The organism is Variovorax boronicumulans (genome assembly GCF_009811375.1).
GTDB lineage: Bacteria > Pseudomonadota > Gammaproteobacteria > Burkholderiales > Burkholderiaceae_C > Variovorax > Variovorax boronicumulans.
Map to the genome: position 1 here is coordinate 3,605,004 of NZ_BKDH01000001.1, position 22,563 is coordinate 3,627,566.

A 22,563-nucleotide genomic window follows, 5' to 3' on the forward strand; every position below is an offset into this window, starting at 1 on the left:
ACCCATGGCTTTGAAACACCTGTCGCCGCTGCTCATCGCGGCCCTGCTCGCGGGCGGATGCGCCACGCCGCCCGCGCCGACCACCTCGCCGGCCGACGTCGGCGAAACACGCCCGGGGTCGGGCTATCTCAAGGGCTACCTGGCCTCGGCCGAGATGCCCGACAGCCTCGCGCTGCTGCCACCGCCGCCCGAGGCGAACTCGGCCGCGCTGGCGGCCGACGTCGCCGCGTTCCGCAGCCTCACCGCGCTGCAGGGTTCGCCGCGCGGCGCGCTCGCGGTGCGCGACGCCAACCTGCGCTTTCCGGAGGCGGCCTCCACCTTCTCCTGCGCGCTGGGCGTGCGCATCTCCGAGCAGCAGACGCCGCACCTGAACATGCTGCTGCGGCGCACGCTGGCCGATGCCGGCGGCGCCACCTACAAGGCCAAGGAGAAGTACCAGCGCACGCGGCCCTTCGTGGCACTGAAGGCCGCGAGCTGCACGCCGAAGGAAGAAGCGCACCTGGCCAAGGACGGCTCCTACCCCTCCGGGCACTCGGCGCTGGGCTGGGCCTGGGCGCTGGTGCTGACGGAGCTCGCGCCGGAGCGCGCGGACGCGCTGCTGCAGCGCGGCCGCGCCTTCGCGCAAAGCCGCGGCATCTGCGGCGTGCACTGGCGCAGCGACATCGAAGCGGGACGCCTGATCGGCGCGGCGACCGTGGGCCGGCTGCATGCCAACCCGGTGTTCACGGCGCAGGTGAGCGCGGCGAAGAACGAGATCGCGCAGGCACGCAGCCGCCCGGACAGCGCCCCGCCTGCGGCCGACTGCGCGGCCGAGGCGAATGCGATCGCGGGCTCCGCGGCGCTGACGCCCTGAGCGCGCGCCGCACCCCCTCGACCACCTCGCCCACGGCCAGCGTGTCTGCGGGTTGTCGAGGGGAACGCTGCGTGTGCGAAGCGGGTAGCCTCGCCAACTCCAACCACTCCAAGGAGACCTCGCATGCGCCATCGTTCCGTTCTGTCATGGGGTGCCGCGGCCTCGGCGGTCGCGCTCCTCGCTGCATGCGGCGTCATGTCTTCGGGCAAGGACGCCAACCCGATGAGCTTCTTCATCACGAGTGCCAATCCCGGCAAGGGCGGCGACCTCGGCGGCCTGGCCGGCGCCGACCGCCAGTGCCAGGCGCTGGCCGCGAGCGCCGGTGCGGGCGGCAAGACCTGGCGTGCCTACCTGAGCGCCGCCGAAGCGGGCGGCCAGCCGGCCGTCAACGCACGCGACCGCATCGGCACCGGGCCGTGGCGCAACGCCAAGGGCGTGGTCGTGGCCACCAGCGTGGCCGACCTGCACAGCGCGAACGCCAAGCTCGGCAAGGACACCTCGCTGACCGAAAAGGGCGAGGTGGTCTCGGGCTTCGGCGACCCGGTCAACCGGCACGACATCCTCACCGGCTCGCGCCCCGACGGCACGCTCGCACCGGCCGCCGCCGGCAAGGACACCACCTGCGGCAACTGGACGCGCAGCGTCGACGGCTCGGCCATCGTCGGCCACCACGACAAGAAGGGCACCAACCCCGACCCGGTCGCCAACGCCTCGTGGAACGCCTCGCACGGCACGCGGGGCTGCAGCGTCGACCAGCTCAAGCAAAGCGGCAGTGCCGGCCTGATGTACTGCTTCGCCGTGAACTGAGCCCGCAGGGCAGCGCCCCGGCCCGTGCGTCGATCCACGGGCGGGCGCGCTGCGATTTGCCACAGACGACCCATCGGAGGACTTCATGATCCAAGCCACCCAGCCCCTTCGTGCAGCGCCGCGGCGCCTGCTTCTTTGCCTGGGTGCCGCGGCACTCGGCCTGGGCGCCTTCGGGGCAAGCCCCGCGTGGGCACAGACGGCCTGGCCCAGCAAATCGATCACGCTGCTGATCGGCTTCCCGCCCGGCGGGCAGACCGACTTCGCCGGCCGCGTGTTGACGAACGGCATGCAGGGCGCGCTCGGCCAGCCCGTGGTCATCGACAACAAGGCCGGCGTGAACGGCAACATCGCGTCCGTCGAACTGATGAAGGCGCCACCGGACGGCCACAAGCTGCTGGTGGGCAACGGCTCGATGACGATCATGCCGCACGTGTACACCAAGCTCGGCATCGTCGATCCGCAAAAGATGACCCCCATCGGCATCATGCTGCAGTCGCCGCTGGTGCTGGTGGTGCCCGCCACGTCGCCGATCAAGACCTACGCGCAGTTCGCCGAAGAGGTGAAGTCGCGTGCCAAGAGCGGCAAGGGCATCGACTACGGAACGGGGGGCGCAGGCTCGCTGATCCACGTCACCATGGAACTGCTGCGCGAGCGCCTGGGCAACCCGGCGATGAACCATGTGCCCTACAAGGGCAGCAGCCCGGCGATGGTCGACCTGATGGCCGGTCGCCTCGACGCCATGTTCGACGCCACCTCCGTCGTCGCGCCGTTCGTGAAGTCGGGCCAGTTGCGGCCCCTGCTGGTGACCAGCGACAAGCGTTCGCCGATGCTGCCGAACGTGCCCACCGCCGCGGAAAGCGGCATCAAGGACTTCAGCATCATCTCCTTCATCGGCCTGTACGGGCCGCCCGGGTTGAGTCCCGAGATCGTGAAGAAGGCCAACAGCGCGATGAACGCGGCACTGAAGGAGCCGACCGTGGTCAAGAGCATCGTCGATCGCGGGGACGAGCCCGGTGGCGGCTCGCCCGAGCAGCTCGGCGCGATGACCCGCGACCAGTACAAGATGTGGGGCGCCGTCGTGAAGGCGAACAACATCACGGCCGACTGAGCTTCGGCCCCGCGCCGCGCATCAGGCGCTGAGCACTTCGCGCAGGTGCTCGACGAAAGCGCGCGCCGCATCGGGCAGGCGCCGACCGGCCATGCTCTGCACCTCGAAATGCCGCTCGTTCATCTCGCGGTCGCGCAAGGCACGCGCCACGATCGTGCCGTTCTCGAGCTGCTGGCGCAGCGCGAGTTCGCCGCAGAAGGTCACGGCCTGGCCGTGCGCCGCGTAGTGCACCAGCGGGTAGAGGTGGTCGCTGGTCAGTGCCGCCTCGAGCGGCAGGCGCTGGCGGGCGCAGCTGATGTTGAGCAGCTGGCGCAGCGTCGACGTGGGCGCCGGCAGCGCGAGCGGGTAGTGCACCACCTGCGCCAGCGACACCTGCCGCCGCTCGGCCAGCGGATGCGAAGGCGCCATGACGGCGCACACGGGCGAGGGGTGCCGGATCTCGACGTCCAGGCCGTGCTCCGAGCCCAGGCTCACCGTCACGCCGAGGTCGACCAGGCCTTCGCGCACGCGGCGCGCCACTTCGCGCTGCACGCACATGTCGAGCGAGAAGCGGATGCCGGGACAGCGCGCCTGGAACGCCGCCACCAGGGCCGGCAGGAACTCGTAGGCGAAGCCTTCGGTCGCGGCCACGCGCACCTCGCCCTTGCGCAGGCCGCGCAGCGCGAGGATGTCGTCGGTCACGCGCTCGATGTCGAGCCAGGCCCGACGCGCATGCGCCGCCAGCAGCTCGCCGGCTGAGTTGAGCGCCATGCCGCGGGCGCGGCGCTCGAACAGGAGGGTGTCGAGCTCGCGTTCGATGCGGCCGATCTGGCGGCTCACGGCCGACGGCGCCACGTTCAGCCGCACGGCCGCCTCGGTGACCGAGCCGACGCGCGCCACCTCCAGGAAGTAGCGCATCGACTCCTCCTGGAGCACGCGCTGGTTGATCGGGCGTTCGGTGCGCGCCCCGGTGCGAGCCCGGGCGGGAGACTTGGAAGTGGGAGATTTCATCGGCGTGGTCTGCGTTGCGCCAGCAGCAACGCAACCTTCCAATCATTGTGCTTGCTACACCGCAGAGCGTGCCCCAGCATTTCCCCTCCCCTCTTCTCTTCGCTCTACGGAAGGACCCTGTCAATGAACGCTCCCCGTTCGCAAGCGCCGCATCGGCGCTGGTGCTGTGCCGTCCTCGCTGGCCTGGCCGCATGCCTCGGCACGGCCCTGCCCGCGATAGCACAACCGGCCTACCCGACGCGCCCCGTCACGCTGGTGGTGCCGTACCCGCCCGGCGGCAGCGCGGACACGGTGGGGCGCCTGGTCGGCCAGCGCCTGTCGGAGGAACTGGGACAGCCGGTGCTCATCGACAACCGCCCCGGTGCCGGCACGGCGGTCGGCGCCGCGTTCGTGGCCAAGGCATCGCCCGACGGCTACACGCTGCTGCTCGGCTCGGGCTCGACCCTCACGATGAACCCGGCCATCCGCCCGAACCTGCCCTACGACGCCCTCGGCAGCTTCGAGCCGGTCGCGATCGTCGCGCGCATTCCGCTGATCCTGCTGGCCAACAAGAACGTGCCCATCGGCAACGTCAAGGAGTTCGCCAGCGCGATGCGCGCGGCCCCCGACAAGTACTCGTACGCGTCCTTCGGCACGGGCACGTCCTCGCACTTCACCGGCGAGATCATCCTGCAGGCGGTGGGCGCGAAGATCATGCACGTGCCCTACCGGGGCAGCGCACCGGCCATGACGGACCTGATCGGTGGCCAGGTGCCGTTCTCGGTGGACACCGTCACCGCCGCCATTCCGCAGCTCAAGGGCGGCAAGGTCAAGGCGATCGCCGTGACCACCCGGCAGCGCTCTTCGCAGTTGCCGCAGGTCCCGACCTTCGCCGAGGCCGGCTACCCCGAGGTCGATGCCGACACCTGGATCATGGTCGTGGCGCCGAAGGGCACTCCCGCGCCGGTGCGCGAGCGGCTGGAGAAGACACTCGCCAGGATCGTCGCCACGCCCCAGGCCCAGGCGGCCCTGCAGGCCCAGGGCGCGGAGCCGGCCTTCGCCGGCGCCGCCGCCTCGCTCGCGCAGATCGAACGCGAACTGCCGCTCATGCGCGCCGTCGCCCGACGCGCCAACATCCAGGCCGACTGAGTGCGGCACATTCCGAAAGCCATGACCCAAACTTCTTCCTCCTCCGATCTCGTCGAACTCTCCGCCGTCGAGCTGCGACGGCTGATCGGCACGCGCGCCCTTTCGCCGGTCGAGCTGCTCGAAGCCTGCATCGCGCGCATCGAACAGCTCAACCCCTTCGTCAACGCCGTGACCGCCACCTGCTACGAGCGCGCCCGCACCGAGGCTCGCGCCGCGGAGCGGGCCGTGAAGCGCGGCGAGCCGCTGGGCCTGTTGCACGGCCTGCCGCTGGGCGTGAAGGACCTCGAGCCGACGGCGGGCCTGCTGTCCACCATGGGTACGCCCGCCCTGCGCAACCACGTGCCGTCGAACGACATCGAGCTGGTGCGCCGCCTGCGCGCCGCCGGCGCGATCGTGGTGGGCAAGACCAACGTGCCCGAGATGGGCGCCGGCGCCAACAGCCGCAATCCGGTCTGGGGGGCCACGGGCAATCCCTTCGACCCCAACCTCAATGCCGGCGGCTCTTCGGGCGGTTCGGCCGCGGCGCTGGCGCTGGACATGCTGCCGGTGTGCACCGGCTCCGACACCGGCGGGTCGCTGCGCATCCCGGCCGCCAAGTGCGGCGTGGTGGGCCTGCGGCCGTCGCCGGGCATCGTGCCCAGCGTGCGCAAGAGCCTGGGCTGGTCGCCGATCTCGGTGGTCGGTCCGATGGGCCGCGATGTGGCCGACGCCTGCCTCCAGCTCGCGGCCACGGCGGGCCCGCATCCGGGCGATCCCTTGAGCTATCCCCTGGATGCGTCGGCCTTCGCGCGGCCGGCGCCGCTGGACCTGTCGCGCCTGCGCGTGGCCTGGACCCCCGACTTCGGCCTGTGCGATGTCGACCCGTCGATCCGCCGGACGATGCACGACCGCATGGCCGCCATGCGCGGGCTCTTTGCGGCCTGCGACGAGGTGCGCTTCGACCTGGGCGAGGTGCACCGTTGCTTCGACGTGCTGCGTGCGGAGGCCTTCGTCGCCGGCATGCGCGAAGCCTACGAACGCGCCCCCGAGAGCCTGGGCCCGAACCCGCGCAGCAACTACGAGATGGGCGCGCGCATGAGCCTGCCGGACGCGGCCTGGGCGCAGACGGAACAGACGCGCATCCTCCAGCGCTTTCAGAAGGTGTTCGAGAACTACGACCTGGTGCTCTCGCCCACGACACCGGTCTCGCCCTTTGCCTGGACGCAGTCGCATGCGCTGCAGATCGACGGTCGCCCGCAGGAGAACTACTACCGCTGGCTCGCACTGACCTACGTCGTGACGCTGACCACGCACCCTGCGATCAGCCTGCCGTGCGGCACCGACGAGCGCGGCATGCCCTTCGGCCTGCAGGTGGTGGGGCGCTTTCGCGGCGACCTCGCGCTGCTGTCGGCCGCGCAGGCGATGGAACAGGCCTTCGCACCGGACCCGCGGCTGCGCCGGCCACGGCCCGATCTCGCACGCCTTCGCAAGGCCGAGCCGGCCCTCGACTCGATCGTGACCGCGCCGCCCGACGACCGGCACGCCAGCGTGCCCACCGACGGCGCCCCGGTGCCGGTCGTCTGAGGTCCGCGCCGCGTCAGGCGCCTGGCTTCAGCAAGGTGGCCAGAAGTGCCAGGGCCCCGGTCAGCTCGTCGAAGCCGGGGCCGCCCAGGCAGATCCGCAGGCCACTCGCCTTGTCCTTCGGGTTCGCCATCAGGGTCTGCGGCGGGGTGAGCTTCACGCCGGCTTGCGCCGCCGCGGCCACGACGCCCTCCGCGGCATCGCGCCGCATCGGCAGCCAGACGTTGTAGGCATCGGGATGCCAGACCAGTTCGCGGGCACCGAGCAGCGAGACGGCCAGCCTGGAACGGCGCCGGGCCTCGTGGCGCAGATCGCGCTGGACCGAGGCGACCACGCCGGTGGCCAGCCATTCATCGACCACCGCGCAGGAGAACGCCGACGGCGCCATGGGCACATCCTGCAGAAGGTCCTGCGCGGGGCCGCACAGTTCGGGCGGCAGTGCCAGCACGCCGACCTGCAATCCCGGGCCGAGCGACTTGGAGAGCCCGTTCACATGCAGCGCGATGTCGGGCGCCAAGGTGGCCAGCTGGGGCAATCCGTCGGAGGCCGCCGCGTACACGCCGTCTTCGATGATCCAGGCGCCCGCGCGGCGGCACACCGCCACGATGGCCCGCCGTCGCTTCGCGCTCATCGTGGCCGTCGTCGGGTTGTGCAGCGTCGGGGTGAGGTAGACCGCCGTGCCACCGGCGGGCGCCGCGCCGTCGAGCGCCTGTGCGAGCGCCTGCGGCACCATCCCTTCCGCGTCCATCTCGACGCCCTGGATGCGATACCCCTTGCGCCGGGCCAGCGCGAGGGCGCCGGGGTAGGTGATCCGTTCGGTGAGCAGCACGCCTTGCCGTCCGCACACCAGATCGAAGGCCAGCGACAGCGCCTGGCGTGCGCTGCTGGTCAGGACCAGCTGCGACGGATCGACCACCAGGCCGATCGTTTCGAGCCAGCGGGCGAGAACGCGGCGATGTTCCAGGTGTCCGCCGGGTGGCGCGTACAGGTTGAAGTGATCCGCGTCGATCTTGCGCGCGATGCCCGTCAGCGTGCGCGCCAGCACGCGCGCACCGAGCGCGGCCGGCGGCGCATTCGACGACAGATCGATCTGCCGGTCGCCGTGCGCCTGGTGGATCGCCACGAAGGTTCCCCGGCCCTTGACGCTGCGCGTGAGGCCCCTGCGCTCCAGGATGGCATAGGCCTTCGTCACGGTGCCCAGGCCGATCTGCAGCGTCTTCGCCAGGTCCCGATGGGCAGGCAGACGATCGCCACCCGCGAGCCGCCCCTCGACGATGTCGTCGGCCAGGGCCAGCACCACCCGCTCGGTGGCATTCGTGCCGTTGCTTGCCAGACGGGGCGTCCAGGAGGATCGAAGGAGCACGTGCGCGGCCTCGCAAATAAAAGTGTCACGTGACACTTTTTGAATATTCCAATAGTGTAACTTTCACTCCTCGGCCTCCATCGCGCTGAAGGCCGCTGAAGACACCCCTTGGTTTTGGAGCACCCGCATGGCCGTCAGCCAGATCGCACTCGTCTACGGGACGTACCTCATCGCCACCGCCAGTCCGGGGCCGAGCAACATGGCCATCATGGGCACCGCGATGCGCGACGGCCGTCGCCCCGCGCTCGCGCTTGCGGCCGGCGTTGTCACGGGCTCGCTCTTCTGGGCGATCCTGGCAGCGACCGGTGTTTCCGCGGTCCTGACCGCGTATGCGCAGGCCCTTGTCGTGCTCAAGATCGCCGGCGGCCTCTACCTGCTGTATCTGGCTTTTCGCGCGGGCCGGTCCGCCATGCGACCTGGCGCCGACGCGGTGAAGAAGAACAGCGCGGAACGCGGCGCATTGCGCTACCGCACCCTCTACCGCCAGGGCGTGCTCATGCACATCGGCAACCCGAAGGCGATCATGTCGTGGATCGCGATCATCTCGCTCGGCGTGCGCCAGGACACACCCGCCGGTGGGTTGCCGGCGATCGTGGGCGGTTGCGTACTTCTCGGCATCATGGTGTTCGGCGGCTACGCCATCGTCTTTTCGACCGCCTCGATGATTGCGCTGTATGCGAGGCTGCGACGCTGGATCGAAGGCGTGCTCTCGGCGGTGTTCGCGGCCGCGGGGCTGAAGCTGCTGGCCTCGCAGAACTGAATTCAATGAACCCCAGCGAAAGACCGAACGCATGAGCATCACCGTCCACATGGTCGACGTCTTCGGCGCCGGCCCGCTCTCGGGCAATCCGCTGGCGGTCGTCACCGGCGCCGACGCGCTCGCCACGCACGACATGCAGCAGCTGACGCGCTGGTTCAACCTCTCGGAAACCGCGTTTGTCTTCGCACCCACGCACCCGGAGGCGGACTACCGCGTGAGGATCTTCACCTTGGATCGGGAGATGCCTTTTGCAGGGCACCCCACGCTTGGCAGCTGCCACGCCTGGCTGTCGGGCCAAGGCGCGCCCAGGCAGCAAGCCACGGTGATCACGCAGGAGTGCGGCGCTGGGCTGGTCCAGATCCGGCGCGACCAGGGACGGCTTGCGTTCGCCGCGCCGCCGCTGATCCGCTCGGGCGCGCCGACCCCGGCCGAACTCGAGGACGCGCGGCGGCTGCTGGGCATCGAAGCCGACGACATCGAGGACGCGGCCTGGATCGACAACGGCCCCGGCTGGCTGGGGATCCGGCTGGCGTCGGCAGACAAGGTGCTGTCTCTGGAGCCGGCCCGACGCTGGCCCACCCGCATCGACGTCGGCGTGGTCGGCCCTCATGCCGAGGGCGGCGATGCAGCCTTCGAAGTGCGCGCCTTCTTCACCGACCATCTGGGCGCCATCGTCGAAGACCCCGTCACGGGAAGCCTCAATGCCTCGCTCGCGCAGTGGCTCTTCGCCACGGGCGTGGCACAAGACGACTACGTCGCCGCGCAGGGCACACGCCTGGGCCGGCAGGGCCGCATCCACCTGACCCGCGACGACGCCGGCCAGGTCTGGGTCGGCGGCGACACGCGCACGCACGTCAAGGGCGAACTGGACGGCCTCTGATCCGTTCACGCAAGGCCTGCACAGACTTCACTCTGACTTCACCTGCGTTGCGCACACTACGTTTCGACAGCGGTTCGGCGCTGGTAGAGGCAAGGGGAAGAAAAAAAGTAGCTCAGGGAAACGCCTCGATGCCGACCGCTGTCACCTTTCATCGCCCATCGAGAAAGGCGCAGGCGCACTCATCGCAAGAAAGGGCCACGGGCCAAGGATTACCATCGGCCGGGCGCAAGCCGCGCCTCCCACGCCCATGACCGTCGCCACCGCCCCTGTGCCTCCCGCCCTCGCCCAAGAAATGCCCGCACCCGACGGCCCGCTGTCGCGCGCGAGGCCGGGGCGCGAACGCATCATGGCGGCCATCCGCACGGCGGCGGTGACCGAGTTCAGCCTGCACGGGCTGAAGGGCACCTCCACCCAGGCCATCGCCGCGCGCGCCGGCCTCACCAAGCCCCAGCTGCACTACTACATCGCCGGCAAGGAAGAGCTCTACGAAGAGCTGCTGATGCAGGTGCTGCATGCCTGGAAGGTGGTGTTCTCGTTCGAGGACGCCAGCGACCCGGCCACGGTGCTGGGCGACTACATCCGCAAGAAGCTCGACCATGCGTTCGACAACCCGGAGATCTCGCGCATCTTCACGCGCGAGGTGCTCGACGGCGGACGCAACCTCGACCGCTACTGGCCCAACGCGCAGGCGTGGACGCAGAAGAAGGTCGACATCATCAACGGCTGGATCGCGCGCGGGCAGATGCGCCCGCTCGATGCGCGCCTGCTGCTGATGCACATCTGGGCCATGACCCAGAGCTACGCCGACTACGCGATCCAGACGCGCGTGATGCTCGGCCTGCCGCCCGAGGCGCCGATCGACCGCGAACCGATCGCGCGCGAACTGGTGGCGTTCGTCCTGGGCGGCTGCGGCATCAAGGCCTGAGTTCCGCGCCGGCCTCGCTCAGCCCACGCGCGCCTCCCAGACCTGGCCCGTCGGGTCGGCCAGCGCAAGCCGCATCATCTCGATGAAGCGGCGCAGGCGCGCCGGCTGGAAGCGCGCGTGCGGGTAGGTCAGGTAGACCGGCAACGGCGCCACATGCCATTGCGGCACGAGCTGCACCAGCCGTCCGGCGGCGATGTCCTCGTTCAGCAGCCAGGCCGAGCCCAGGCAGGCGCCCAGTCCCATGCGCGCCGCGCTTTGCAGCGCATAGAGGCTGTCGGTGCTCATGCGTGGACGGATCGGCACGCGCGCGATCTCGCCGGTCGGCCGGTGCGTGAGCAGCACCTCGTTGCGATAGAAGGTGCGCAGCGCGAGCCACGGCAGCTCGGCCAGTTCCGCCGCGTGCGCGGGCGGTGAGCGCCCCTCCAGCAGCGAGGGCGCGGCGACCACCACGCGCGGAACCTCCGAGACCTTGACCGCCACGGCCATCGCGTCGGTCATCTCGCCGACCTGGATCGCGCAGTCGACGCCTTCGGCGATGAAGTCGGGCCGGCGGTCGTTCAGCAGCCATTCGACGGACACGCGCGGATAGGCGCGCAGGTACTCGGCCAGCGGACCGACCAGCAACAGCTGGCCCAGCGCATGCGGCGCCACCACCCGCAGCGTGCCCTCGGGCTCGTCGCCCACGCCGCGCAGGTCGGCCTCGAAGGCGTGCCAGTCGGCAATCAGCTCCCGGGCCCGCTCGTAGCAGCGCTCGCCATCCTCCGTGAGCTTCATGGCGTGCGTGGAGCGACGCAGCAGCCGCACGCCCAGCGAGCGCTCCAGCGCCTGCAGGCGACGGCTCACGGTGGGCTGGGTCGCGCCCATCCGGAGCGCGGCGGCCGACAGGCTGCCGGCCTCGACGATGTGAAGAAAGGTCTGCATCAGCTCGATGCGGTCGACAGCAGGGGACGTGGACATGGCCTCATTCATACGTTTGGCGTATGGGCATTGTGCGATCCACGGGACTACCAAGCCAAGACCCCAACGGGCACATTCCAACCCTTGCTTCGATAATCGAGGGTTAACACCATGCCTTCCATTCAAACTACGCATGCACCGGCTGCCGCGCCGGGGCACGGCCTGCCGGCCTCGCTGATCCTGCTGCTGGCCGCCGGCGCGGGCCTGTCGGTGGCCTCGCTCTACTACGCTCAGCCGATGCTCGGGGTGCTGGGCGCCGACATCGGCGCCTCCACCCGCGCGGTGGGCTTCATTCCCACGCTCACGCAACTGGGCTATGCGCTGGGCATCCTGCTGCTGGCGCCGCTGGGCGACCGCTTCGACCGGCGCCGCATCGTGCTGATCAAGGCAGGGGCGCTGTGCGCCGCACTGCTCGTGGCTGGCGCGGCACCGTCGATCGGCGTGCTGCTCGCGGCCAGCCTCGCGATCGGACTGGCGGCCACGATGGCGCAGGACCTCGTGCCCGCCGCCGCCACGCTGGCGCCCGACGCCACGCGCGGCAAGACGGTCGGCACGGTGATGACGGGGTTGCTGCTGGGCATCCTGCTGTCGCGCGTGGTGAGCGGCTTCGTGGCCGAGCACTTCGGCTGGCGCGCCATGTTCATCGCGGCCGCGGCCAGCATCGCGCTCATCGGCGCCGCGGCCTGGCGCGGGCTGCCGCGCTTTCGGCCGACCACGCACCTGGCCTACGGCGCCCTGCTCGGCTCGCTGGGCACGCTGTGGTCGCGCCACGGCACGCTGCGCCGCGCGGCGCTGGCCCAGGCGCTGCTGGCCGTGGGATTCAGCGCCTTCTGGTCGACGCTGGCCGTGATGCTGCACGGCGCGCCGTTCCACCTGGGCAGCGCGGCGGCAGGCGCCTTCGGCCTGGCCGGCGCGGCGGGCGCGCTGGCGGCGCCGCTGGCCGGGCGGCTGGCCGACCGGCGCGGACCGGAGCTCGTGACGCGCCTGGGCGCGGGGCTGGCGCTGGTGTCGTTCGCGGCCATGGGGCTGGCACCGCTGATGACGCCGCATGCGCAGCTGTGGCTGCTGGCGCTGGCCGCGGTCGGCTTCGACCTGGGCATGCAGGCGGCGCTGATCGCCCACCAGACGATCGTCTACGGCATCGAGCCCGGTGCGCGCAGCCGGCTCAACGCCGTGCTGTTCACCAGCATGTTCATCGGCATGGCGACCGGCTCGGCGCTGGGCGCGCTGGTGCTCGCCGCGTGGGGCTGGGCCGGCGTGACGGCGCTGGCGACCGCCACGGCCGCCGCCGCGCTGGCGGTGCGGCTCTGGCCGCGCCAGGCAACGTAGTCGCATCAGCCGCGGGCTGACGCCCGCCTCCCCAGTCCGGTGCACCCGGACTGGCACGTCGCTTGCATAACCTGACCAGTTGCTCTGATTGATTGGTCAAATTCATGCACGTCCGCGTTGCCTGCTGTCTGTTGATGGAAACCAGCGCCCCCGCAGGCCCGGCGGGAGCGCGTTTCGCATGAACGCGCCCGCGCTGCTGGACAACGCACGGCTGCCGCGCTGGCTGCTGCCCGCCGACTGGCCGCAGCGCCACGGAGTGCCCGAACTCGCACGCATCGGCATCGAAGCCGGCCGCGTCCGCTCGGTGCAGCCCGCGAGGGACATCACGCCGGGCGCCGGCTGGGACCTTGCCGGCACGCTCGCCCTCCCCGCCTTCGTCGACGCGCACACGCACCTGGACAAGGCATTCACGCTGGCGCGCATGCAAAAGGTGCAGCCCGGCCTGCTCGGCGCAATCGACGCGATGCTGGCCGACCGCGTGCACTGGACGCCCGCCGACGTGCGCGAGCGCGCATCGCGCGGCCTGCAGTGGGCCTGGGCATGCGGCACCGCCCACGTGCGCACGCACGTCGACTGGTGGGAGCCCGACGCGCTGCCCACGGCCTGGCCCGTCATGGCCGAGCTGGCGCAGGAATGGGCCGGCCGGGTGCGGCTGGAGCAGGTCGCCCTCATCAAGTTGCCCCTGTTCGAAGACGCGTCGCAGGCGCTGCGCCTGGCGCGGCAGGTGAAGGCCACCGGAGCGCACGCGCTGCTCGGCGGCTTCGTGCACTCCACCAACTGGAGCGAGAACGCGCTGCGCAACCTGCTGTTGGCGGCGCAGGCCTGCGAGCTCGACATCGACCTGCACGTGGACGAGGAACTCGACGCCTCGGCCGTGGGCCTGCAGACCACCGCGCGCCTCCTGCGCGAGATCGGCTACGAAGGCCGCGTGGTCTGCGGCCACCTCTGCGCGCTGGCGGCCCAGCCCGAGGCGCAGGCCTTCGCCACGCTGGACGCCGTGGCGCGCGCACCGATCACCGTGGTGTCGCTGCCCGCCACCAACCTGCTGCTGCAGGACGCCGTCACCGGGCGCACGCCGCGCCAGCGCGGCATCACGCTGGTCAAGGAAGCGCATGCGCGCGGCATTCCATTGCTGTTCGCCAGCGACAACGTGCAGGACCCGTTCTGCCGCCTCGGCAGCTTCGACCCCGTCGAGGCGCTGGGCACGGCCGCGCTGGTGGCACAGCTCGACGAACCCTTCGACACCTGGTCGCAGGCGCTGTGCCGCAGCGACTGGCTGGAACGCGCGCCCGCCACGACGACGCCCACGCTGGTCGGCGCGAAAGCCGACCTGGTGCTGTTCACGCAGGCCGACCGCCACGGCTGGCCCTCGCGCAGCGCCACCCGCGTGGTGCTGCGCGACGGCCACGTGACGCACGGCGACGCATCGCCTTTCTTCCCTGAATAAAGAACAAGCAAGGACTCCCATGCTCCACGGCTACATCCCGCCCCACCGCTTCCTGCCCTACCTGAGCTGGACCGAAATCGCCGCGCTGCCCGACCGCGAGAACACCGTCATCGTGCTGCCGTGCGGCGCGATCGAGCAGCACGGCCCGCACCTGCCGTGCTCGGTCGACAGCGTGATCGCCTCGGGCGTGATGGGCAAGGCGCTGGAGAAGCTGCCGGCCGAGGTGCGCGCCTTTGCCCTGCCGCCGATCACCTACGGCAAGTCGGAAGAGCACCTGCACTTTCCCGGCACGGTGACGCTCACGGGCACCACGCTGCTGTCGACCGTGATCGAGATCGGCGAATCGGTGTACCGCTCGGGCTTTCGCAAGCTGCTGTTCGCCAACGGCCACGGCGGCCAGCCGCAGGTGCTGGAGATGGCGGCGCGCGAACTGCGCCTGCGCCATGGCGACTTCGTGATCGTGCCGCACGGCGTGTCGCGCCTGCCCAGCGCGGCGAGCCGGCAGGTGAGCGAGCAGGAAAAGAAGCTCGCGATGCACGCGGGCCATTCCGAGACCGCGCTGATGCTCGCGCTGGCGCCCGACACCGTGCACATGGAACGCGCGGTGGCCAACTTTCCGCCGCCCTTCCCGATCAAGCTGCTGTCGGCCGACGGCCGCCCCGCCTGCGCCTGGACCGCGCGCGACTTCGGCCCCAGCGGCGTGATCGGCGACCCGACCAGCGCCACGCGCGAACAGGGCCTCGAAATCCTGGACACGCTCTCGGACAGCTGGGCCCAGGCGCTGACCGAGCTTCATGCGCTGCGCTGGGTCGTGCGCGAGGAAGCCACCTGGGAGCGCGGCCACCAGCAGGGCTTCATCCAGCAGTCGTTCGTGCCGGCCTGAGGCGCGCGCCTTGCAACGGCTTCGTTCTTCTTTTTCATCCCGCCTTCGAGAGGTCCCCACCATGCGTTCCTTCGCTCTTTCCCTGGCCGGCGCCGCCGCGCTCTCGCTCCTCACGGCCGTTGCACCCGCACAGGCCCAGGACAAGTTCACCTACATGACCAACTGGTATGCGCAGGCCGAGCACGGCGGCTTCTACCAGGCGGTGGCGCAGGGCATCTACAAGAAGCACGGCCTGGACGTGACGATCCGCATGGGTGGCCCGCAGGTCAACATCACGCAGATGATGGCCGCGGGCCAGGCCGACTGCATCATGGGATCGAGCGACATCCAGATGATGCAGGTGCGCGAAGGCGGCGTGCCCGTGGTCAACGTGGCGGCCTTCTTCCAGAAGGACCCGCAGGTGCTGATCGCGCACGACGACGTCAAGAAGTTCGAGGACCTCAAGGGCAAGACGCTCCTGATCGGCGCGCAGGCCAACCGCGGCTACTGGCCCTGGCTCAAGGCCCGCTTCGGCCTGAAGGACGAACAGACGCGCCCCTACACCTTCAACATCCAGCCCTTCGTGGCCGACCCGAACACCGCGCAGCAGGGCTACCTGACCTCCGAGCCCTACGCCATCCAGAAGGCCGGCGTGAAGAGCACGGTGCTGATGTTCAGCGACCACGGCTACCCCTCCTACGCGGTCACCGTGTCGTGCATGGACAAGACGGTGAAGGAGCGCAGCAAGCAGGTCGCCGCCTTCGTGAAGGCCTCGGCCGAAGGCTGGAAGAGCTACCTGGCCGACCCGGCACCGGCCAACGCGCTGATCAAGAAGGACAACCCCAACATGACCGACGACCAGCTGGCCTACAGCGTGGCCAAGCTGAAAGAGATGGGCATGGTCACGGGCGGCGACGCGGCCAAGCTCGGCATCGGCGTGATCACCGATGCGCGCGCCAAGGCGAGCTACGACTTCCTGGTGGCTTCCAAGCTGCTCGACCCTGCCAAGGTGGACCTCGCAAAAACCTACACGACCGAGTTCGTGAAGGACGCCAAGGTCTTGCCCTGAATCTCGCCGCGCCATGAACCGCATCGAACCCCACACCCTCGCGCCGCCGGTGGCGCCCGCCGTGCCCGCCGTCGAGATCCTCTCGGCCGAGAAGACCTACCCCAACGGCCCGCAGGCGCTGCTGCCGGTGGACCTGTCGATCGCCGAAGGCGAGTTCGTCACGTTGCTGGGCCCCTCGGGCTGCGGCAAGAGCACGCTGCTGAAGATGGTGGCGGGCATGCTCGAACCCAGCGACGGGCGCCTGCTGGTGTGGCGCAAGCCCGTGGCGCAGTTGCACGACTGCCCGCACAAGATGTCGTTCGTGTTCCAGTCGCCCACGCTGATGCCCTGGGCCAGCGTGCAGACCAATGTGCGGCTGCCGCTGGACCTGGCCGGCGTGCCCCGCAAGGAGGCCGATGCGCGGGTGACGGAATCGCTCGCGCTCGTGGGGCTGGAGAAGTTCGCCAATGCGCTGCCGCGTGCGCTGTCGGGCGGCATGCAGATGCGCGTGTCGATCGCGCGCGGCCTGGTCACGCAGCCCGACCTGCTGCTGATGGACGAGCCCTTCGGCGCGCTCGACGAGATCACGCGCCACAAGCTCGACGCCGACCTGCTCGAGCTGTGGCGCAAGAAGAAGCTCACGGTGATCTTCGTGACGCATTCGATCCACGAGGCGGTGTTCCTCTCGAGCCGCGTGGTGATGATGGCCGCGCGGCCGGGTCGCGTGGTCGAGCAGTTCCAGATCGACGAGCCCTACCCACGCCAGGCCGACTTCATGGTCACGCCCGGGTTCGCGCGCCACGCGAAGCAGTTGCAGGACAGCCTGCTGCGCGCCAGCACCACAGAAGAAGAGGAGACCGCGCCATGAAGGCAGCGACGAAACCCGCGGCGCCCCTGCTGAGCCAGCCACGCGTGCAGCGCGTGCTCTATCCGGTGCTCATCGGCGTGGTGCTGATCGCGCTGTGGCAGTGGATGGTGGTGGCGATGGAACTGCCGCCCTACCTCGTGCCCTCGCCCTGGCTGATGGTGCAGACGCTGGTGACCGACTGGGCACCGCTGGGCAGCGCGCTCCTGGTCACGCTGAAGATCACGGTGCTGTCGTTCGCGCTGGCCACGGTGGCGGGCGTGCTGATCTCGTTCCTGTTCGTGCAGAGCAAGCGCATCGAGACCGCGCTCTTTCCGTACGCGGTGCTGCTGCAGGTGACGCCCATCGTGGCCGTGGCGCCGCTGATCATCATCTGGGTGAAGAACCCGGTCGCGGCCATGACGGTGTGCGCGGCGCTGGTGGCGCTGTTTCCCATCATCAGCAACACCACGCTGGGCCTGCGCAGCATCGACCCCGACCTGCAGAGCTACTTCAAGCTGAACCGCGCCACGCGCTGGCAGCAGCTGGTGCGCCTGCGCATTCCGAGCGCGCTGCCGTACTTCTTCGGAGGCCTTCGCATCTCCAGCGGCCTGGCGCTGATCGGCGCGGTGGTGGCGGAGTTCGTGGCCGGCACCGGCGGCTCGGGCGCGGGGCTGGCCTACCAGATCCTGCAGGCGGGCTTCCAGCTGAACATTCCGCGCATGTTCGCGGCCCTGCTGCTCATTTCCCTCACCGGCGTCGCGCTCTTCGTGCTGATGGCCTGGCTCACCAAGGTGGCGCTGGGCTCGTGGCACGCGAGCGAACTTTCCCAGGATTGAAATCGACCATGAATGCTCCCGCTTCCGCCATTGAACAACTGCTGCTCGAACTCCCCGACCTCGACTGGATCACCGACGAAGGCCGCGTCACGCGCCTCTCGCAGGACTTCTCCTGGTTCAGCCCGGTGCTCACGCGCCAGCTGAAGGACAAGCGCGCCGACGTGGTGGTGCGCCCGCGCACCGAAGAAGACATCCGCGCGGTGGTCGGCGCCTGCGCGCGCCGCGGCGTGCCCATCACCATCCGTGGCAGCGGCACCGGCAACTACGGCCAGACCACGCCGCTCGCCGGCGGCGTGGTGCTCGACATGACGGCCTACAACGCCTGCCTGTGGGTGCAGCCCGGCGTGGCGCGCGCGCAGGCCGGCATCCGCCTGGGCGAACTCGAGAAGCAGACGAAGCCCACCGGCCAGGAGATGCGCTGCGTGCCCTCGACCTACCGCAGCGCGACGCTGGGCGGCCTGTTCGGTGGCGGCTTCGGCGGCGTGGGCTCGATCAACTACGGGCCGCTGGGCGCGCCCGGCAATGTGCTGGGCATTCGCGCGATGACCATCGAGGCCGAGCCACAGGTGGTCGAGCTGCGCGGCGCCGAAGCGATGCGCATGCACCACCTGTGGGGCACCAACGGCCTCGTGCTGGAGCTGGAGATCGCACTGGCACCCGCGCATCCGTGGCTCGAGACGCTGGTGACCTTCGACGACTTCGAGAACGCGCTGAACTTCGCGGACAAGCTCGCGCATGCGCCGGGCATCGTGAAGCGCGGCGTCACCTTCTTCGCGGCGCCCATCGCCGACCACCTCGCGCAGCTGGCGACGCACCTGCCGAAGGGCTGCCACACCGTGCTGTCGCTGGTGGCCGAGCAAAGCGAGCCGGCCATGATGCTGCTGGTGCAGGCGCACGGCGGCACCGTGAGCTACCGCAAGACGGCCGCCGAAGTACAGAAGAGCAACCGCACGCTGATGGAGTTCACCTGGAACCACACGACGCTGCACGCGCTGAAGATCGACCCGACGCTGACCTACCTGCAAAGCGGGTTCATCCCCGGCCGGCATGTCGAGCAGGTCATCGAGATGGAGAAGCTGCTGGGCGGCGAGGTCATGATGCACGTCGAGTTCCTGCGCAACGCGGCGGGGCTCCTCACCTGCAGCGGGCTACAACTCGTGCGCTTCAGTACCGAGGATCGCCTGAACGAGATCATCGACATCCACCGCGCGCACCAGGTGCACATCAACAACCCGCACGTGAACATCGTGGAAGACGGCAAGGCCGGCGGGCCGCTGCCGCCGGAAGTCATCGAGGTGAAGCAGCGCTTCGATCCGATGGGCTTGCTGAACCCAGGCAAGCTGCGCGACTGGCCGGTGAAGGCGGCGACCGCGAACTGAAGACGACCTCAGCGAGCGCCCGTCAGCCCTTGCGCGCCGCGCTGCTTCGCTGCGTCGGCGCCAGTGCCTTGAGCGCCTGCACGAACTCCTCGAGGAGTGGGGAGCGATAAGTATTCGGACGTGAGAAAAGCGAGATGCGCCTCGGAATCGACAGCGCGTCGAAGGGAATCACCTTGACGCCACGCGCCTGGGGCAGCGCGAGCACGGAGACCGGGACGATGCCCATCAGATCGGTCGCTGCAAGCACCGGCAGCGACCAGGACGCATTGAAGTGCACCTCGATCGCGCCTTGCGGCGGCGTCGCGTCCGCAGAGCGAAACACCTCGTCCAGCTTCGCGCGTGCAGCCGAGTGAACGGATGGCAGCACCCAGGAAAACTTCGACAGATCGCCCATCGTGAGGCGGCGACGCGCGAAGACCGGATGCCCCACGCGCGCCACGGCGACGAGCGCATCGGTCAGGAGGTCCTCATGCACCAGGCCGTGCGGCATGGACTCATAGGTCGGAATCACGGCGACATCGAGCAGGCCCTGGCGCGTCCAGTCGATCAACTCGTCCGAAGACGCCACTTCCAGGCGCACGTGCATGCCCGGGCGACGGGGCTGCAGCGCCGCAAGCGCCGGTGAGAGCACGGCATCCAGAACCGCCAGCGTCGCGCCCACACGGATGAGCCCGGCGCGTCCTGCGCGGACGTCGCCCGCATGACGAAGCGCCTCGTCGTGCTCGGACTTCATGCGTTGCGCACGTTCGCGGAACGCGACGCCGAACGGCGTGAGCGTCATGCCATGGCCCGAGCGCTCGAAGAGACCGAGCCCCATCTCGTCCTCCAGCCGGCGGATCGCCTTGGACAGCGCCGCGGCCGTCACCGTCAGGCTGGTTGCTGCACGGGCCAGCTGCCCATGGCGCGCCACTTCCAGGAAGTAGTCGAGGTCGCGTGCCGAGAAGGACATGAATAAAAGTTAACGAAGATTTCCCAATTGGAAACACCCGAATCCTAGCCGTTCCTAGACTGCAGTCGCAATGAGTCCCTCCATGAACCCACCCAACATCGTTCTCATCCTTGCCGACAACCTCGGCTGGGGCGAGCTCGGCTGCTACGGCGGCGGGGCGCTGCGGGGCGCGCCCACGCCACGCATCGACGCGCTCGCCAGCCAAGGCCTTCTGCTGCAGAACTTCAATGTCGAGAGCGATTGCGTGCCGACGCGCTCCGCGCTGATGAGCGGGCGGCACCCGATCCGCACGGGCTGCCTGCAATCGGTGCCGCCCGGCCTGCCTCAGGGCCTGGCACGCCGCGAGATGACGCTGGCGCAGTTGCTCTCGGCACAGGGTTATGCGACTGCGCACTACGGCAAATGGCACCTGGGCGATGTGGAAGGCCGCTTCCCGAGCGACCGGGGATTCGACGAGTGGTACGGCATTCCGCGCACCACGGACGAGAGCCAGTTCACGGCCAGTGTCGGCTACGACCCGAGCGTGGCGGACATCCCGTACATCATGCAGGGCCGTGCCGGTGCGCCCTCGGAGAACGTAGAGGAATACAACCTGGATTCGCGCCGGCGCATCGACGAGACGCTGACGAACCGGTCCTTGGAATTCATCCAGCGCAACCACGCGGCACAGAAGCCGTTCTTCCTTTACCTGCCGCTCACGCACCTGCATTTCCCCACCCTGCCTCACCGCGATTTCGCGGGCCGCACCGGCCATGGCGATTTCGCCGATTCCATGGTCGAGATGGACCACCGCGTAGGCCAGGTCATCGACGAGATCGAGCGCCTCGGCATGTCGGAAGACACCCTCTTCATCTTCGCGAGCGACAACGGCCCCGAGTTCCGCGCTCCGTACCGCGGCACGGCCGGCCCCTGGCGCGGCACCTATCACACGGCCATGGAAGGCAGCCTGCGCGTGCCGTGCATCGTGCGCTGGCCGGGCAAGATCGCCGCGGGTCGGGTGAGCAACGAGATCGTGCACGTCACCGACCTCTTCTCCACGCTGGCACGCGCGGGCGGCGCCCGCATTCCCGAGGACAGGCCGATCGATGGCATCGATCAGATGCCCTTCTTCCTCGGCGAACAGAAGTCCTTGCGCGAGGGCTTTCTCTTCCACATCAAGAACGAACTGCGCGCAGTGAAGTGGCGCGACTGGAAGCTGCATTTCTACTGGGAGCCCGAGGTGAACGAAGGCAAGGGCAAGCTCGAATCGCCCTATCTCTTCAACATCACGCGCGACCCCAAGGAGGAGTCGGATGTGCTGGTCTACAACACGTGGGTCCTGGGGCCGATCCAGCGGATGGTCCGCGCCTTTCATCAGAGTGCGGCAGCACATCCTCACACGGCGCCGGGCGCGCCGGACTGAGGCCGCGGAATCCCTGACGCGCTCGCGCATCTCCCCACCGTCCCAGAAGGCTCACTCCATGTCCAAGCATCCAGGCGGCCGCCGAGGCCTCTTTCTGATCTTCTGCGCACTCACGGCGCTGGCGTCTTCTGCGGCGCTCGCGCAAGAGAAGTACCCCTCTCGAGCGATCACCTGGGTCGTCGGCTACCCACCGGGGGGCAGCGTCGATGTCGTCACGCGCCTTGTCGCCCGCAAGCTGGAAGCGACGCTCGGCCAGCCCATCGTGGTCGACAACAAGCCCGGCGCCACGGGCTCGCTCGCGCTGCGGTATGTGGCAACCCAGCCGGCCGACGGCTACACCCTGGTGACGGTTCCCGGCCCGGTGCTCACGAGCATCCCGATGCCGCAAATCGGCAAGGAGATGAGCGCCATCGCCATGCTCGCCAAAGGCTCCACCGTCCTCGTGGGACCGGCACGGCCCGATGCGCCCAAGGACCTCAAGGCCCTGCTCGCCGACGCATCCGCCCACCCGGACAAGTACAGCTACGGCTCCTCCGGCAACGGCACCGGCCAGCACCTGACCGGAGAACTCATCCAGGCACTGACGGGCGTGACGATGACGCACGTGCCCTACAAGGGCGGCAACCAGGCGGTGACCGACGTGATCGGTGGACAGCTCCCCCTGGCGGTACTGGGCATCACGCCCGTGCTCCCGCACATCAAGTCCGGCAAGCTCAAGGCGTACGGGGTTTCCACGGCGATCCGTTCTGCCTCCTTGCCCGAGGTGCCGACACTCAGGGAAGCCGGCATCGCCAACTTCGAGGCCAGTCAGTGGTTCGTTCTCGCTGCGCGCACGGGCCTCCCGGCAGACCGAAGCGATCGCCTCAACGAAGCGGTGGCACAAGCCCTGAAGGACCCGGAGGTCATGAAGGGCTTCGAGAACGTCGGGATGTTTCCCGAAGCCAGCAGCGCGAAGCAGACCGCCGACTACATCTACACCGACATGCGGCGCTGGGCAGACCTCGTGAAGAAGAACAAGATCGCGATCGACTAGCTAGTGTGTGGAGTGAACCCCATCGACGGGACCGCGGGGGTCGTCCGAACGAAGCCGCCTGGCCAATGAAAAAGGGCGTTCACTGAATTTCAGTGAACGC

The 22,563-nt window shown here is 69.5% G+C and carries 21 protein-coding genes; 17 read left to right on the forward strand and 4 right to left on the reverse strand.

What is annotated here, in order from left to right; translation table 11 throughout:
* Window positions 1-4 precede the first annotated feature (4 nt).
* From VHAB30_RS16545 to VHAB30_RS16555, 3 genes are all read left to right on the forward strand, one after another.
* The gene (locus tag VHAB30_RS16545) at window positions 5-853 is read left to right on the forward strand and encodes an acid phosphatase (protein ID WP_159277789.1); all 849 of its coding nucleotides are present in this window, start codon (window positions 5-7) and stop codon (window positions 851-853) included.
* A 123-nt stretch (window positions 854-976) separates the two neighbouring features.
* Window positions 977-1,660, forward strand: a complete 684-nt coding sequence (locus tag VHAB30_RS16550; protein ID WP_159277791.1) for a hypothetical protein — start codon at window positions 977-979, stop codon at window positions 1,658-1,660.
* 85 nt (window positions 1,661-1,745) lie between these two features.
* Window positions 1,746-2,768 (forward strand): Bug family tripartite tricarboxylate transporter substrate binding protein, encoded by a 1,023-nt coding sequence (locus VHAB30_RS16555; RefSeq protein WP_159277793.1) that lies wholly within the window; start codon window positions 1,746-1,748, stop codon window positions 2,766-2,768.
* A 21-nt stretch (window positions 2,769-2,789) separates the two neighbouring features.
* On the opposite strand, the gene VHAB30_RS16560 is transcribed toward VHAB30_RS16555, so the two are convergent.
* Window positions 2,790-3,665, reverse strand: coding sequence for a LysR family transcriptional regulator (locus VHAB30_RS16560; RefSeq protein WP_370869953.1), 876 nt, complete (start codon window positions 3,663-3,665; stop codon window positions 2,790-2,792).
* A gap of 216 nt (window positions 3,666-3,881) precedes the next feature.
* On the opposite strand from VHAB30_RS16560, the gene VHAB30_RS16565 reads away from it, so the two are divergent.
* Together VHAB30_RS16565 and VHAB30_RS16570 are read left to right on the forward strand one after the other, a co-directional pair.
* A complete protein-coding gene (locus tag VHAB30_RS16565; RefSeq protein WP_159277797.1) occupies window positions 3,882-4,886 on the forward strand; it encodes a Bug family tripartite tricarboxylate transporter substrate binding protein in 1,005 nt (334 codons plus the stop codon).
* 21 nt (window positions 4,887-4,907) lie between these two features.
* Entirely contained in the window at window positions 4,908-6,449 is a 1,542-nt protein-coding gene (locus tag VHAB30_RS16570) for an amidase (protein WP_159277799.1), read from the forward strand.
* A gap of 13 nt (window positions 6,450-6,462) precedes the next feature.
* On the opposite strand, the gene VHAB30_RS16575 is transcribed toward VHAB30_RS16570, so the two are convergent.
* Window positions 6,463-7,809, reverse strand: a complete 1,347-nt coding sequence (locus VHAB30_RS16575) for an aminotransferase-like domain-containing protein (RefSeq protein WP_159277801.1) — start codon at window positions 7,807-7,809, stop codon at window positions 6,463-6,465.
* 127 nt (window positions 7,810-7,936) lie between these two features.
* On the opposite strand from VHAB30_RS16575, the gene VHAB30_RS16580 reads away from it, so the two are divergent.
* The 3 genes from VHAB30_RS16580 to VHAB30_RS16590 all read left to right on the forward strand — a co-directional run bounded on the left by VHAB30_RS16580 (window position 7,937) and on the right by VHAB30_RS16590 (window position 10,374).
* Window positions 7,937-8,569, forward strand: coding sequence for a LysE family translocator (locus VHAB30_RS16580; protein ID WP_159275095.1), 633 nt, complete (start codon window positions 7,937-7,939; stop codon window positions 8,567-8,569).
* Window positions 8,570-8,600: 31 nt separating this feature from the next.
* Window positions 8,601-9,449: a PhzF family phenazine biosynthesis protein gene (locus VHAB30_RS16585; protein ID WP_159277803.1), complete on the forward strand. Its 849-nt coding sequence runs from the start codon at window positions 8,601-8,603 to the stop codon at window positions 9,447-9,449.
* Between the two features lie 292 nt (window positions 9,450-9,741).
* On the forward strand, window positions 9,742-10,374 hold the full coding sequence (locus VHAB30_RS16590; protein WP_062470962.1) for a TetR family transcriptional regulator C-terminal domain-containing protein: 633 nt from the start codon (window positions 9,742-9,744) through the stop codon (window positions 10,372-10,374).
* Between the two features lie 18 nt (window positions 10,375-10,392).
* Here VHAB30_RS16590 and VHAB30_RS16595 read toward each other — a convergent pair whose 3' ends face one another.
* Window positions 10,393-11,331, reverse strand: a complete 939-nt coding sequence (locus VHAB30_RS16595; protein WP_159277806.1) for a LysR family transcriptional regulator — start codon at window positions 11,329-11,331, stop codon at window positions 10,393-10,395.
* A gap of 111 nt (window positions 11,332-11,442) precedes the next feature.
* Here VHAB30_RS16595 and VHAB30_RS16600 point away from each other — a divergent pair, with 111 nt between their 5' ends.
* From VHAB30_RS16600 to VHAB30_RS16630, 7 genes are all read left to right on the forward strand, one after another.
* Entirely contained in the window at window positions 11,443-12,660 is a 1,218-nt protein-coding gene (locus tag VHAB30_RS16600; RefSeq protein WP_159277808.1) for an MFS transporter, read from the forward strand.
* A 178-nt stretch (window positions 12,661-12,838) separates the two neighbouring features.
* On the forward strand, window positions 12,839-14,107 hold the full coding sequence (locus VHAB30_RS16605) for an amidohydrolase family protein (protein WP_159277810.1): 1,269 nt from the start codon (window positions 12,839-12,841) through the stop codon (window positions 14,105-14,107).
* A 19-nt stretch (window positions 14,108-14,126) separates the two neighbouring features.
* The gene (locus VHAB30_RS16610; protein ID WP_062468630.1) at window positions 14,127-14,990 is read left to right on the forward strand and encodes a creatininase family protein; all 864 of its coding nucleotides are present in this window, start codon (window positions 14,127-14,129) and stop codon (window positions 14,988-14,990) included.
* A 61-nt stretch (window positions 14,991-15,051) separates the two neighbouring features.
* Complete coding sequence (locus VHAB30_RS16615) at window positions 15,052-16,038, forward strand: ABC transporter substrate-binding protein (protein WP_095744428.1); 987 nt, start codon at window positions 15,052-15,054, stop codon at window positions 16,036-16,038.
* 13 nt (window positions 16,039-16,051) lie between these two features.
* Window positions 16,052-16,885: an ABC transporter ATP-binding protein gene (locus tag VHAB30_RS16620; protein ID WP_159277812.1), complete on the forward strand. Its 834-nt coding sequence runs from the start codon at window positions 16,052-16,054 to the stop codon at window positions 16,883-16,885.
* Entirely contained in the window at window positions 16,882-17,700 is an 819-nt protein-coding gene (locus tag VHAB30_RS16625) for an ABC transporter permease (protein ID WP_159277814.1), read from the forward strand. The genes VHAB30_RS16620 and VHAB30_RS16625 overlap by 4 nt, the downstream gene beginning before the upstream one ends.
* An 8-nt stretch (window positions 17,701-17,708) precedes the next feature.
* A complete protein-coding gene (locus VHAB30_RS16630; protein WP_159277816.1) occupies window positions 17,709-19,079 on the forward strand; it encodes an FAD-binding oxidoreductase in 1,371 nt (456 codons plus the stop codon).
* Window positions 19,080-19,101: 22 nt separating this feature from the next.
* Here the strand turns inward: VHAB30_RS16630 and VHAB30_RS16635 are convergent, their stop codons facing one another.
* A complete protein-coding gene (locus VHAB30_RS16635) occupies window positions 19,102-20,028 on the reverse strand; it encodes a LysR family transcriptional regulator (RefSeq protein WP_159277819.1) in 927 nt (308 codons plus the stop codon).
* Between the two features lie 82 nt (window positions 20,029-20,110).
* On the opposite strand from VHAB30_RS16635, the gene VHAB30_RS16640 reads away from it, so the two are divergent.
* Together VHAB30_RS16640 and VHAB30_RS16645 are read left to right on the forward strand one after the other, a co-directional pair.
* Window positions 20,111-21,430 carry an arylsulfatase gene (locus VHAB30_RS16640; protein WP_159277821.1) on the forward strand — a complete coding sequence of 440 codons (1,320 nt, stop codon included), beginning with the start codon at window positions 20,111-20,113 and terminating at the stop codon, window positions 21,428-21,430.
* Between the two features lie 58 nt (window positions 21,431-21,488).
* Window positions 21,489-22,463, forward strand: coding sequence for a tripartite tricarboxylate transporter substrate binding protein (locus tag VHAB30_RS16645; protein WP_159277823.1), 975 nt, complete (start codon window positions 21,489-21,491; stop codon window positions 22,461-22,463).
* The last annotated feature ends 100 nt before the right edge of the window (window positions 22,464-22,563 follow it).